The organism is Sanguibacter keddieii DSM 10542 (assembly GCF_000024925.1).
In the GTDB taxonomy this organism is placed as follows: Bacteria; Actinomycetota; Actinomycetes; order Actinomycetales; family Cellulomonadaceae; genus Sanguibacter; species Sanguibacter keddieii.
In genome coordinates this window covers 3,694,875-3,708,681 of the sequence record NC_013521.1, presented here as the reverse complement: position 1 = coordinate 3,708,681, position 13,807 = coordinate 3,694,875, and the positions used below count along the sequence as shown (strand labels likewise).

9 protein-coding genes are annotated in these 13,807 nt (G+C 73.2%); all 9 read right to left on the bottom strand.

Annotated elements, in window-relative coordinates; translation table 11 throughout:
• Positions 1-14 precede the first annotated feature (14 nt).
• Entirely contained in the window at positions 15-1,535 is a 1,521-nt protein-coding gene (locus SKED_RS16340; RefSeq protein ID WP_012868290.1) for an L-serine ammonia-lyase, read from the bottom strand.
• Entirely contained in the window at positions 1,532-2,779 is a 1,248-nt protein-coding gene (locus SKED_RS16335; RefSeq protein WP_012868289.1) for an amidohydrolase, read from the bottom strand. The genes SKED_RS16340 and SKED_RS16335 overlap by 4 nt, the downstream gene beginning before the upstream one ends.
• Before the next feature lie 220 nt (positions 2,780-2,999).
• Positions 3,000-3,239: a hypothetical protein gene (locus tag SKED_RS20120; RefSeq protein WP_143755799.1), complete on the bottom strand. Its 240-nt coding sequence runs from the start codon at positions 3,237-3,239 to the stop codon at positions 3,000-3,002.
• Between the two features lie 77 nt (positions 3,240-3,316).
• Positions 3,317-4,543, bottom strand: coding sequence for a Fic family protein (locus SKED_RS16330; protein ID WP_012868286.1), 1,227 nt, complete (start codon positions 4,541-4,543; stop codon positions 3,317-3,319).
• A gap of 94 nt (positions 4,544-4,637) precedes the next feature.
• On the bottom strand, positions 4,638-7,313 hold the full coding sequence (locus SKED_RS16325) for a DEAD/DEAH box helicase (RefSeq protein ID WP_012868285.1): 2,676 nt from the start codon (positions 7,311-7,313) through the stop codon (positions 4,638-4,640).
• A gap of 47 nt (positions 7,314-7,360) precedes the next feature.
• A complete protein-coding gene (locus SKED_RS16320) occupies positions 7,361-9,478 on the bottom strand; it encodes an alpha-glucuronidase (RefSeq protein ID WP_012868284.1) in 2,118 nt (705 codons plus the stop codon).
• A gap of 1 nt (position 9,479) precedes the next feature.
• The gene (locus SKED_RS16315; RefSeq protein ID WP_012868283.1) at positions 9,480-11,540 is read right to left on the bottom strand and encodes a beta-galactosidase; all 2,061 of its coding nucleotides are present in this window, start codon (positions 11,538-11,540) and stop codon (positions 9,480-9,482) included.
• Positions 11,537-12,241, bottom strand: coding sequence for a hypothetical protein (locus tag SKED_RS16310; RefSeq protein WP_012868282.1), 705 nt, complete (start codon positions 12,239-12,241; stop codon positions 11,537-11,539). Before SKED_RS16310 ends, SKED_RS16315 begins: the two co-directional genes overlap by 4 nt.
• The gene (locus SKED_RS16305) at positions 12,238-13,800 is read right to left on the bottom strand and encodes a GH39 family glycosyl hydrolase (RefSeq protein ID WP_012868281.1); all 1,563 of its coding nucleotides are present in this window, start codon (positions 13,798-13,800) and stop codon (positions 12,238-12,240) included. The genes SKED_RS16310 and SKED_RS16305 overlap by 4 nt, the downstream gene beginning before the upstream one ends.
• Between the last annotated feature and the right edge of the window lie 7 nt (positions 13,801-13,807).

The following is a 13,807-nucleotide window of genomic DNA, read 5'->3' as shown; positions in this document are numbered from 1 at the left end:
CGGGGACCTGACGCTCAGCACTCCACGTAGTTCACCGCGAGCCCGCCGAGCGACGTCTCCTTGTACTTGGAGTGCATGTCGGCGCCGGTCTGGCGCATGGTCTCGATGACGGCGTCGAGGCTGACGGTGTGGCGGCCGTCGCCGCGCAGGGCCATGCGGGCGGCGTTGATGGCCTTGACCGCGCCGATCGCGTTGCGCTCGATGCAGGGGATCTGGACGAGCCCGCCGATGGGGTCGCAGGTGAGCCCGAGGTTGTGCTCCATGGCGATCTCGGCCGCGTTCTCGACCTGCAGGGCCGTCCCGCCGAGGACCTCTGCGAGCCCGGCGGCAGCCATCGCGCACGCCGACCCGACCTCGCCCTGGCAGCCGACCTCGGCCCCGGCGATCGACGCGTTGGTCTTGATGATGATGCCGATCGCACCGGCGGCGAGCAGGAACCGGACGGTCCCGGCGTCGTCGGCACCGGGCACGAAGGCCCGGTAGTAGCGCAGCACCGCGGGGACGATGCCTGCCGCACCGTTGGTGGGGGCGGTGACCACGCGGTGCCCGGAGGCGTTCTCCTCGTTGACGGCCAGCGCGTAGAGGTTGACCCAGTCCATGGCGCGCAGCGGGTCGTCGTTGGCGCCCTCGGCGAGCAGGGCGCGGTGCAGGGCGTGCGCGCGACGCGGGACCTTGAGGCCACCCGGCAGCGTCCCGGTCGCACCGCAGCCGGCGTCGATGCAGTCGTCCATCGCGTGCCAGATGTCGAGCAGCTCGGTGCCGACCCGCTCCGGGGTGCGGGTGATGCTCTCGTTCGCGAGCATCACCCCGGCGACGCCCAGGCCCGAGGTGGCGCAGACGGCGAGGAGGTCGTCGGCGCAGGTGAAGGGCCAGGGCGCGGCGGGGGAGGAGCCCTCGGTGCCGAGCAGCGTCACGGGTGAGGCGACGGCAGGCGCGTCCGCCAGCACAGCCGTCTCGTCTGCCGGGTCGGTCCCGGTGCTCTTCTGGTCCGCCTCGTCCTCGGGGTCGGGGACCACGAACCCGCCGCCCACCGAGAAGTAGGTGCGGCGCAGCAGGACCGCGCCGTCCGGGGCGAGGGCGCTGATCCGCAGCCCGTTCGGGTGGAAGGGGAGCACGGTCCGGGGGAGGAACTCGACGTCGTGGTCGAGGTCGAAGGGGACCTCGACGCGGTCGAGCAGACGGAGCGCACCGGCGGCGTGGACGTCGTCGAGGATCGCCTCGACCACCGGGGTCGCCACGCTCTGCGGCTCGTGACCGACGAGCCCGAGGAGCACGGCACGGTCGGTGCCGTGGCCACGCCCGGTCGCGCCGAGCGACCCGAACAGCTCCACGTGGACGCGTGCGACCACCGGGGCGGACGTCTCGCGCCCGGAGCTCGCTCCGAGCAGCTCGTCGACGAAGGTCTTGGCAGCACGCATTGGGCCGACGGTGTGCGAGCTCGACGGGCCGATGCCGATGCGGAACATGTCGAAGACGCTCAGCGGCTGGTCCGCGACCATGCGGGACGAACCGGCGACGGTGGCGAGGGGGCTCATGCCGACACCTCGCTCGTGGACATGTCCACCGGGCCTCCGGCGTCCGCCCGGGCTCTGTCCCGATCGGCCTGCGCGGCGAGCAGCCGTGCCCGCAGCTGCGGGTCGCGGGCCGCGTCGACGATGGTCGACGCCAGCGCGACTGCGGCGTCCAGCACCGCGCGGTCACCTGACGGACCCGCGGCCGCGGAGGCGAACTCGGCGGTGTGGATCGGCCCCTGGGCGTCCTCGACCCCGACGACGGGGTGGATGGACGGGACCACCTGCGACACGTTGCCCATGTCGGTCGACCCGCCGCTGCGCGCCGGGGCGGAGCGGTCGAGCGTCCGGCCACGGGCGGACAGGTGCCCGGCGAAGACCTCGACGAGGGCCTCGTCCTGCACGAGGTCGGCGTAGAGCGGCTCGGACTCGTCGACCGACCACGACACCCCGGCGGCGATCGCTGCGCCCTCGAAGCACGCGAGAACACGGCGCTCGAGGTCCTGCAGTGCGTCGAGCGTCGCTTCGCGGACCTCGATCTCGACGACCGCGCGGTCCGCGATGATGTTGGTGACCAGCCCGGCCTCGGTGACGATCGCGTTGAGGCGCGCCCCGTCGCGCACCTGCTGGCGCAGCAGGCCGACGGCGACGAGCGCGATGGTCGCGCCGTCGGCGGCGTTGCGGGCCTGGTCGGGGGCCGCGGCGGCGTGCGCGCCCTGGCCGGTGAAGGTGACGACCAGCCGGTGCACGGCCTGCATGCGCGTCGTGGTGGGCCAGGTGTCGGCGGGGTAGGGGTGCACCATGAGCGAGAAGGTCGCGTCGTCCCAGGCGCCGTCGGCGAGCATGAGCACCTTGCCGCCGCCGTGCTCCTCGGCCGGGGTGCCGAGGACCGTCACGCGGATGCCGAGCTCGTCGGCGACGGCCGCGGCGGCGATGGCCGCCCCGACCCCGGCCGCGGCGATGATGTTGTGCCCGCAGGCGTGGCCCACGCCGGGCAGGGCGTCGTACTCGACGCACACGACGGCGTTCATGTCTCCGCTGCCGTAGGTCGCGCGGATCGCGGTGTCGAGCCCGTGGACGCCCGTCGTCACGTCGAAGCCTGCGTCGGCGAGCCGCTCGGCGACGAGCCCGGCCGCATGGTGCTCGGCGAAGGCCAGCTCGGGGCGTGCGTGGATCGCGTGGGAGAGCGCGAGCAGCTCCTCCGAGCGGACCGCGACGGTCGTCGCCACGGTGTCGTGCAGCGCGGCGGTGGACGGGGCGTCGGTCACGTGGGGCTCCTGGTGGTCGGGTCGGCCGGAGGTGCTGCGGTCCGGTCCCGCGCAGTCGCGAGACCGGGGCCGGTCGCGTGTGGTCGACCGGGCCGACGCCGGCTGCCCCGGGTGAGGGCACGGACGTCTGCCCCCATCATCTCCCGGGGCGGGTCGTGGAGCAGCCTCGGGGCTCGCCCGGCCGGAGGTCGCGTCTCGCGGGAGCCGAGGGTGAGGCGGGTCAGGCCCCGGAGACGGTCCGGAAGACGACCTCGCCGAGGAACAGCACGAGGAGCGCGACGGCAGCCCAGTCGCCGATGCGGAACGCCCCGAAGACCATCCGGGCTCTCCTGCCCCACGTCGCAGGTGCGACCCCTTCTGCCCGGGCCTGCGAGAGGGTCAGCCTCCAGGAGCTCCCGAGGAAGGTCCCGCCTACCAGGAGGAGCAGCGCCCACTGCACCCACAGCGGCCAGGAACTCATCGTCTGCTCCCTCTGGGGCTCGTGAAGGTCGTGGTCGTCGTGCTCTTCATGGTCATGACCCTAGGTCCGTCATGACCCTAGGTCCGGTCGGGCACGGCCCGGCGTCCCGTGCGTGCCGCGAAGGCGTCCAGCGCGTGGAGGACGCCGGTCGCCTGCCAGAGCATCGACCGCCTGCGCCCTCCGACCTCGGCGAGGACACCTGCGGTGACGAGCCGGTCGATCGCCCGAGAGGCGTTCGTGTGGTTGATCCCCACGGCGTCCATGACGACGGCGGTGCTGATCACGGGCTGGCGGAGCAGCAGGTCGACGATGCGCCACACGGACGAGTCGGACCGTGCCGAGATCGTGTCCGCCCACGTCAGACGAAGCTCTCGAAGGTCGGTGACGAGGAGGCGCCCGTTGGCGACGGACGCCGTGGCGGCATCTGCGAGCGTCTCGACGATCGGGTCGACGTCGCCCTCGCGGTAGGCCGTGAGCGCAGCGAAGTACCGATCCGTGTCGGTGAGCAGCCCCGCTGACACCGGGACGGTCACCGCGCGGGTCACTCCTCGCCGTCGCAGCATCGAGTGCACCAGGGCGCGACCCGTCCGCCCGTTGCCGTCCGGGAACGGGTGGATCGTCTCGAACTGCGCGTGGGCGACGGCGGCCTGGGTCAGCGCCGGCAGGTCGTTCCTGGCGGAGAAGCGGACCAGGTCCGTGATCGCCGGGACCACGCGTCCGGCGGCGGGAGCGACGAACGACGCTCCGTGGGGCGAGTATCCGTTCCCGCCGATCCAGACCGCGGAGTCACGCCAGCGGCCGGCGATGTCCGGGGCGCTCGCCCCGAGGAGCGCGCGATGCATGGCGAGGACGGAGTCCGGGGAGATCTCGTCGGCGAGTGCCAGGGCTGCACGCATCGCGTCCGCGTTGCTCACCACGAGCGCGGCGTTCGCCCGGGACTCCTCGTGGATCTCGGCGAGGGCGATCTGCTTCGCGCCCGAGGTGATGTTCTCGATCTGCGAGGAGGAGGCCGACTCCGACCGGAGCAGGACCGCTGCGAACGGGGCGACGTCGTGGCCCGAGTCGGCGTCGAAGGCCCGGATCGCCGATGTGGCGTCCTCCGCCGCCTCGGCGACGGACCGAGAGAGGGAGGGGGTCAGGTCGCCGATCTCCGGGACCACGGCCGCCATGTACGGGTTGCGCAGACGGTCGCGAGCCCTGCGAGAGAGCAGGTCGACGGGGATCGTCGACGTCCACCCGAGCTCCTCGCGACCGATCGGCGGCCACGAGTGGCTGCCTGAGGGGTCGACCGTAGGGAGTGACATGGTTCGACGTTATCACTCCCTAGGGCGCTAAGGAGTGATAAGCGATCGCGCTATCACTCCTTAAGTCACGAAAGAGTGATAGTGCGTCGCCTCGTCACTCCTTGTCGGGCACTCCCAGGCCCGCTCCGCCGCCCACAGCACTCCCCGGCCCTTGCGCCAGCACCGCGTCGAGCAGCCTGACCGCGGCGGCCTTGTCGAGCGGGTTGTTGCCGTTGCCGCACTTAGGGGACTGCACGCAGCCCGGGCACCCGGTGGCGCACGAGCAGGTGGCGATGGCCTCGCGGGTCGCGGCGAGCCACGTCTGGGCGAGGTGGTACCCGCGCTCGGCGAAGCCGGCACCGCCGGGGAACGCGTCGTAGACGAACACGGTGGCCCGCTCGGTGTCGACGTGCATCGCGGTCGAGACGCCGCCGAGGTCCCACCGGTCGCAGGTGGCGAGCAGGGGGAGCAGGCCGATGGACGCGTGCTCGGCGGCGTGCAGCGCGCCCGGCGCCTGGTCCGCGTCGACCTGCGCGGCCTCGAGCAGCTCGGCCGAGACGGTCCACCAGGCGGCGGCCGTGCGCAGGGTCCGCACGGGCAGGTCGAGGGGCTCGGTGCCGAGGACCTCCTGCGAGGGGACCCGCCGGCGCTGGAAGCTCTCCACCTGGTGGTGCACCTCGACGGTCCCGAAGCCCCACTCGACGGCGGGTCGGCCGTCTGCCGAGGTCTCCGAGCCCCAGTCGACGTGGTCGGTCTCCTCGATGACGTCGATCGACGTGATCGACCGCGACCACGTCCCGTACCCGACGTCCTCACGGCCCACGAGGGCTACCGAGTCGACCAGGTTGTAGTCCTCGACCACGAAGGTCTCGCCCTGGTGCACGTACACCGCGCCGGTGTGGACCGAGCCGTCCGCCGCGGCGGCGTCCACCGTGCCGAGCAGCCGTCCGGTCGCCGACTCGACCACGGACACGGGCGTGCCGCCCTCGCCGCGGATGTTGGTGAACCCGGCGGCGTTCTGGTGGTGCGTCCAGAACCAGCCCGAGCTGCGGCGCCGCAGCGTCCCGCGCTCGGTGAGCTGGTCGAGCAGGGTACGGGCGGCGTCGCCCCCGAAGAGCGGGAGGTCCTCGGTGCGCACGGGCAGCTCACCGGCTGCTGCGCAGAGGTGCCCGGCGAGCACGTAGGGGTTGGTCGGGTCGAAGACCGTGGCCTCGATGGGTGTCCGGAAGATCGCGTCGGGGTGGTGCACGAGGAAGGTGTCGAGCGGGTCCTCGCGCGCGACGAAGGCGACGAGCCCGTCAGCCCCGGCACGGCCGGCGCGCCCGGCCTGCTGCCACAGGGAGACCCGGGTTCCCGGCCAGCCGATGATGAGCACCGCGTCGAGCCCGGAGATGTCGACCCCGAGCTCGAGGGCGTTGGTGGTCGCGAGCGCACGGATCTCACCGGAGCGCACCGCTGCCTCGAGCGCGCGGCGCTCCTCGGGCAGGTACCCGCCGCGGTAGGCGGCGACCGTCCCGGGCAGCGACGGGTCCACCGGGCGCAGGTGCTCCTGGGTGGTCGTGGCGACGGACTCGGCGCCACGGCGGGAGCGCGTGAAGGCCAGGGTGCGCGCGCCGTGGACGGTGAGGTCGGCGAGCAGGTCCGCGGCGACGGCCGTCGCCGAGCGGCGCGGCCGGTCCTGGTCGCCCTCGGCGTCGACGGCGTCCGCGTCGTCGACCAGACCCAGGTCGTCGACGAGACCGAGGTCCCCCGGAGCGCCGCCGACGTCCCACGGGTCGTCGACCAGCGCCGCGACCGCCGCGTCACCGTCGGCACGCTCGGCACGCGAGCGCGTGAACGCTGCGGCGTCGTACCGCGGGAGCTCGGGCGGCTCCCACAGGGCGAAGGTCTTGCGTCCCGCCGGGGAGGCGTCCTCGGTGACCGCGACGACCTCGGACGGGTCCACGCCCACCAGCCGACCGGCGCTCACCGCGGGGTCGGCGGTCGTCGCGGAGGCCACGACGAAGGTCGGCCCGACGCGCGGCAGCAGCAGCCCGCTCGCGCTGCGGTGCTGCACCGCGGTGCGGGTGCGCCCGCTGCCGCGCGTCGCCGAGCTCGGCGCGTAGTAGGCGGCGAGGCGCTGGAGGCGCCGCAGGACCAGGGAGACGTGCGCGCCGAACACCCCGCGGAACGCGTGCCCCTCGTCGACGACGACATACCGCAGCGACCGCAGGAAGCGTGCCCACCGGGCATGGTTCGGCAGCATCGAGAAGTGCAGGTAGTCCGGGTTGGTGAGGACCACGTCGGCGTGGTCCTGGATCCACTTCCGCGCGGAGAACGGGGTGTCACCGTCGCAGGTGTCCACCTGGACGTCGCGAGCCTTCGAGGCCGAGAGCAGCCGGGTGACCGACGCGAGCTGGTCGGCGGCGAGCGCCTTGGTCGGGCTGAGGTACAGCACGGACCCGCGGTCGCGCGCGGACTCGATGCGCCCGGGGTCGAAGGCCGCCCCGGCACGGTCGCCGCGCACGGAGGTCAGCGCGGGCAGCCAGAAGGCCAGTGACTTGCCGGACCCCGTCGACGTCGCGACGACGGTGTGCTTCCCGGCCCACGCGGCCTCGGCCGCCTCGACCTGGTGCACCCACGGGCGGTCGACGCCGAGGGCCTTGTACCCGGACACGAGCGACGGGTCGGCCCAGGCCGGCCAGTCGGCCTGTGTGCCCTCGCGCGCCGGGATGTGCTCGACGTGCGTCAGCTGTCCAGAGCGTCGTCCTCCGGCGAGGAGGACGTCGAGGAGTTCGTCGACACGGGCCACCCGAGGATTCTCCCACCTGCGGGCGACCCGCTGGTCGAGAGCCGGATCTAGTAGATCCGCCGCCCTCGCCCGTCGGGCACACCGGACTTTCGGAAGAAGTACGTGTTGAGCTGGTCGCGCCACTCGACGGCTGACCGCAGCTGCTCGGCGAGGCGCTCACCGACGCGTCCCGCGAGGGCTGGGTCGGCGAGCGGCGCGACCTTCTCCCACGCGGTCACCATCTCCTCGACGCGCTCGACCCCCGCGAAGTGCGTGTCGTAGATGTGCTGCACGACGGTGGTACCGGAGTGCAGCCGGTGCGAGTACGGGACGTGGTGGAAGAACAGCAGGAGCTCGTCGGGGCACGTGCTGAGCGACTCGTAGGTCGCCGCGAGCCCTGGCGGGTAGAGACCGGCGTACCCGGTGCCCGTCGCACAGCTCCGGTCCACCCCGACCCCGTCCCGGTCGGCGAAGTGGTAGGTACCCCACGCCGTGTACTCGTACCCGTCGACGTCCGGGCCGTAGTGCTGGCGCGTCGGGCTGACCATGAAGCCGACACCCAGGGGTGCGGTGTACTGCTCGTAGACGTCGAGGGACCCGGACAGCAGGTCGCGGACCGTCGTCCGCAGCTCGTCGGGCGCGTCACCGAAGGTCAGCCCGACCCACTCGTCGAGGATCGCCTCGGCCGTGAGCGTCGGGTCCCAGGCGAGGCGCCCGTAGGCGTAGAGGTTCGCCTGGGCGAAGGGGTGCCCTGTCCAGAACACGTCCTGCCCGACGTTCGACACGGCGGCGAGGCCGCCGCCCGTGATCCCGCGTCGGGCGAGCGTCGCACGGCCGGACGTCACGTCGTGGACCGCGGGTCCGTCGTCTCCCCACGGCCGCGTCTGCATGGCGTCGGTCCACTGCGGTGCCAGGTAGGCGACGTGCTGCTGCTGCCCTGTGTACTCCTGCGTGACCTGCACCTCGACAGCGACCCGGGTCTGGGGCATCACCGTGATGACGGGGGAGAGCGGCTCGCGCACCTGGAAGTCGACCGGCCCGAGCTTCACCTGGAGCACCACGTTCTCGTCGAACCGCCCGTCGAGCGGTGCGAAGTGGTCGTGCGCGGCGCGTGCCCGGTCGGTCGAGCGGTCCCGCCAGTCCTGGTGGTGGTCGTACACGAAGGCCCGCCAGTGCACGACCCCGTCGTGCGGGCCGAGCGCCCGCGCCAGCATGTTCGCGCCGTCGGCGTGGTCCCGGCCGTACGTGAACGGGCCGGGCTGTCCCTCGGAGTCCGCCTTCACCACGAACCCGCCGAAGTCTGGGACCGCCGCGTACACAGCCGCCGCCGTCTGCGCCCACCACGCCTGGACCTCGGGGTCGACGGGGTCGGCTGTCCCGAGACCGCCGAGCACCACGGGCGACGCGAAGCTCACCGACAGGTGCACCCGGATGCCGTAGGGCCGGAAGGCGTCGGCGAGCGCCACGACGTCGTCGAGGTGCGTGGTGAGCAGCTGCGCCTCGCGCCGACCGACGTTGACGTTGTTGAGGGCCACGCGGTTCACGCCGGACGCGGCGAGCAGCCGGGCGTACTGGCGCACCCGCCCGAGGTCGGGTCGGAGCGCCCCGTCGTCGTAGAACAGCGAGCCGCCCGAGTACCCACGCTCGACCTGCCCCATCACGGGGTGCACGGAGACGTTGTCCCAGTGGTCGAGGACCCGCAGGGCGTGCGCGGGCTCGTGCGCCTCGACGCGCAGGGACGCCTGGGCGCCTGATCGATCGCCCTCGGGCCGCACGCCGAGGACTGCCGCCCCCTGACGGACCAGGTGGAACCACGCGTGGAGCAGCCCGTGCCCGGTCGTGGCGAGCATCGTGACGGTCGTGCCGGCGGCGCCGGTGCGGCGGACCTCGACGAACCCCTCGTCCCCGGGAGCCCGCTGGACGAGGTCGACGGCCTCGCGCAGCTGCTCGGGTGCGTCGTCGGGGACGGCGTCCAGCAGCGCGAGGACGAGACGGTCGGGAGACGCGCCACCGGCGGGGCGCGGTGCGGTCTCTCCTCCTCCGAGGGTGGCGGCGTGCGCGACCTCGGTGCGGACGGTGTCGACGAGGGGGCCGTCCCCGAGCACGACGGCGTCGGCCGCGGCCAGGTGCACGAGTGCTGCGTCGGGGAGCCAGGCGGGGTGGGTACCTTCGGTCTGCGGGATCATCTCAGTCCTCCGTCGTCGTCGAGATCACGAGCACCTGCTGCGGCGCGAGGATCACCAGGTCGCCCGCGCGGAGCGCTGTGCCCCCGAGCAGCTCGTCGCCGCTCACCGGGGCCGGCACCTCGACGCTCTCGTCGCGGTGGTTGATGACGAAGGTGACCCGGCTGCCGTCGTCCTGGTGCCGGGTGGTCACCTCGACGTCGGGGACGTCGGCCAGCGGTCCCACGAGCCCGTGCCGGTCGAGCACGCGCCGCAGGACCCAGGCGACTCCCTCGGCGTCGAGGCCCGCGCCGACGTACCAGGCCTGGCCGTCGCCCACCCGGTTGCGGGTCACGGCGGCGGTCCCGGCGTAGAAGTCGCGGGTGTACCGCCCGACCACCTCGGCACCTTGCGGCAGCACGAGCTCGAAGAGCAGCGTCGACGCCACCTCGACCGACCCCCCGACCTCGCCCGACCCGTCGTCGAGCAGCACGGGGTTCACCACGTCGGCCTCCTGCGCGTCCCACTCGTCGACCCGCACGCCGACGAGCGGCGCGAGCGGACCGGGGACGTCGGTGAGGAAGGCGTTGTCGTCCTCGTCGACCCGACCTGACAGGAAGGTGGTGACTACCGTCCCGCCCCGCCGGGCGACGGCGGTGAGCCGCTCGGCGAGGTCGCCCTTGACCATGTGCAGCGCGGGCGCGACCACCACGTCGTACCCGCTGAGGTCCGCGGTCACGGCGACGGCGTCGATGTCGACGTTCGCGTCCCACAGCGCGCGGTGGTACGCCAGGACCACCTGCTGGTAGCGGACCCGGCGCGACGGCCCGTCGGACATCTCGAGCGCCCACCAGGAGTCCCAGTCGAAGAGCACGGCGACCCGGGCGCGGGTGCGGGCACCGAGGGTCAGCGTGCCGACGCGACCGAGGTCGGCGCCGAGCGCGGCGGCCTCCTGGAACACCCGGGTGTCGGAGCGCCCCGAGTGCCCGATCACCGCGCCGTGGTACTTCTCGCTCGCCCCGCGCGAGGCGCGCATCTGGAAGTACAGGACCGCGTCGGCCCCGTGCGCCACGGCCTGCCAGCTCCACGACGCCATGACGCCGGGGGCCTTGAGCGAGTTGACGTCGCGGCTCGCGGTGACGCTCGGCGTCTGCTCCATGAGCCAGAACGGCTGACCGTCCTTGAGGCCCCTCATGAGGTCGTGGGTGAACCCCATCCTGGCCTGGGACCGGGCGTCGGGCGGGTAGTTGTCCCACGACGCGAAGTCCAGGTGCGGCGCCCAGCGGTGGTAGTCGAGGGGCCGGAACATGCCCATGAAGTTGGTGGTCACCGGGACGTCGGGGCTGGACTCGCGGATCGCGGCCTTCTCGTCGAGGAAGCACGCGAGCATCGCGTCCGTGGTGAAGCGTCGGTAGTCGAGCGTGATCCCCTGGAACGCGGTGTGGTCGGGGCCGCGCCAGTGCTCGCTGAGCGCCGAGGGCGGCACGACCTGCTCCCACGCGGTGAAGGTGTGGGACCAGAACGTGGTGCACCACGCGTGGTTGAGGGCCTCGAGGGTGCCGTACCGCTCGCGGAGCCAGTCGCGGAAGCCCGCGGCGCAGTGGTCGCAGTAGCAGGCGCCGCCCTCGCCGCCGTACTCGTTGTTGACGTGCCAGGCGACCACGGCGGGGTTGGAGGCGTACCGGGCGGCCACGCGCCGGGCGAGCTCGGCCGCGAGGCGGCGGTGGACCGGGGACGACGGGCAGGCGTTGTGGCGCTGCCCGTACAGGTGGCGGCGGCCCTCGAAGTCGACGCGGGTCACCTCGGGGAACTCGGTCGCGAGCCAGGGCGGCTGGGCGCCGGTGCCCGTGGCGAGGCAGATCAGCCGGCCCTCGGCGGTCGCGCGGTCGACGATCGCGTCGAGCCGGGAGAAGTCGTAGGTGTCGGCGGACGGCTGGGTGTGCGCCCAGGCGAAGACCCCGAGGGTGACGGTGGTGATGCCGGCGGCGTCGAAGAGACGGTAGTCGTCGTCCCACACGTCGGTGCCCCACTGCTCGGGGTTGTAGTCGCCGCCGTAGGGAAGGTGGTCGGTCTGGGGGAGGGTCATGCGGTGAACTCCTGGGTGACGTCGGTGCGCAGGCGTGCGCTCGAGCTGAGCAGCACGGCGGCGACGAGGGGGGCGAGCAGCACGGGGACCACGTCGGACGTGAGGTAGGTGGTCCCGGCGAGCAGCACGACGAGGGACACGTGCTTGAGGGAGGTGAGCGGGCGGCGGCCCACGAGGTACCCGGCGAGGCGGGCGACGTCCCGGGTGCGGAAGGAGAAGAACGTCGCCACGACGACGGCGTCGAGCCCCCACACGAGGGCCAGCACGCCGACCGTGACGAGCGCACCGCCCCACCAGGCCGGCACGCCGGCGACGTCGAGGTGCACGAGCGTGAAGGAGAGCGCCGAGAGCCCGACGACCAGCGGTGCCCAGAGCCGCAGCACCGGCAGGGCGTCGCGACGGTAGGCGGCGACGTACCGGCGACCGGTGGCGAGGTCGGTGAGCTCTTCGGGCCGCGCGAGGACGGTGAGCGCGGCCGACAGCGCAGGGCCGACGGGCAGCAGCGCGAGGACGAGCACCGGCACGTTGCTCGGGTCGCGCTCGAGGAGCGTGGCGACCGCGAGGGCCGGGACGAGGCTCACGAGCATGAGCACCTCGAGGACCACGAGCCGGTAGCCGAGCACCGCGACGCGGGCGAGCAGGCCGTCGCCGAGGTCGGTGCCGTCGCGGTGCGCTGCGGGCCGCGCCCCGAGGAGCGTCACCGCGCCACCTCGTCCTGGCCCACGATGCGTCGGTCGTCGAGCCAGCCGGGCGTCTCGTCGACGACGGGCGTGAGCTCGACGAAGGCCACGCCGTGGCGACCGAGGACGAGGTCGAGGTCGGCGCGGCCGTCGACCACCGGCAGGCTCGCGTGCCGGCGGAGCGGCTCGGCGAGGGCGCGCAGCGTCTCGACCTGACGCTCGCTCGGGTGGGCCGGGCGGCCCATGTGCTGCCAGGCGGTGAAGGCGTTGCCCTCGGTCTCGTCGACGCTCGACCGGTCGACGAGCACGGTCTGGGGCGCGGGCCGGTGGGGCTCGTGCTCCTCGCCGGCCACCGTCGCGCTGGCGACGGGGACCGACAGACGCAGCTCGTGCCGGGCGGGCGCAGCCGGTCCGTCGGTCCCGTGGACCGGCTGCCACGCGAGGACGGTGACCCGCCCGTCGTCGTGCCGGGTGACGAGGTGGTCCTCGCCGCGGGCGAGCACGTGCTGGCCCATGCGGGCCATGAAGGCGAAGAGGTGGAAGGTCGGCTTCTTCACCTGACGGTGGGTGAGCAGCCCGAACCCTCCGTGGAAGATCGCCGTCGGGATGCCCACCTCCTCGAACACGTCGCTGAAGGTCCAGTAGGAGAAGGAGTCGACGAGGTCGCCGCCGGCCGCGAGGACCGGGGCGAGGTAGGCCGCGTTGTAGGCGGTGTCGTGCACGGGGTTGTCGGGGCGGTACGACGACGAGTACTCGGTGATGTGCACGGGGACGTCGGCGTACGGGGTCCCGGCGAGGTGCGCGCCCGGGGCCGCGAGCTGCTCGAGCAGGTGGTCGGCGTCGCGGAGCGTCTGGTAGACGCCGAAGGGTACGTGCTGCGCCGGGCCGGTGGCGTAGGCGTGCGAGCTGACGAAGTCGAGGGGGAGGTCGTGGGCCTCCACGTGGGCGAGGAACGGCGCCCACCAGTCGTCGGCCCCGGGGGAGATCGCGGGACCGCCGACCTGCAGCCGCGGGTCCACGTCCTTGACGGCGCGGGCGGTGACCCCGTAGAGACGGAAGTACTCCTGCTGGTCTGCGTCGAGCCAGAACGCGTCGAGGTTGGGTTCGTTCCACACCTCGACCGGCCAGGTGCTCACCTCCTCGATGCCGTAGCGGTCCACGAGGTGGCGCAGGGTCGCGCGGACCAGGTCGGCCCAGGCCTCGTACGACGTCGGTGGCGTGATGTTGCCCTTCCACCAGAACACCGTGGCGTCGCCGGAGGCGAGGGCCTCGGGCATGAACCCGAGCTCGAGGAACGGACGGACCCCGACGGCCAGGTATGCGTCGACCACCTGGTCGAGGTAGGTGAAGGAGTACCGGATCCCTGCCCGGCCGTCGACCTCGTAGGGGCGGTAGATGCCCATCCCGTCGCTCAGCAGGCCGTGCCCGCGGATGTGCCGGAACCCGATCTCGCGCTGCACCAGCGCGAGGGAGTCCTGGTAGTCGCGTCGGAGCGCGAGCTCCATGCGGCCGGTGCCGACGCAGGCACGCCAGGAGTCGCCGAGGAGGGCGGTCGAGGTGTCAGGGACGATCGTGCGCACAGGGGGT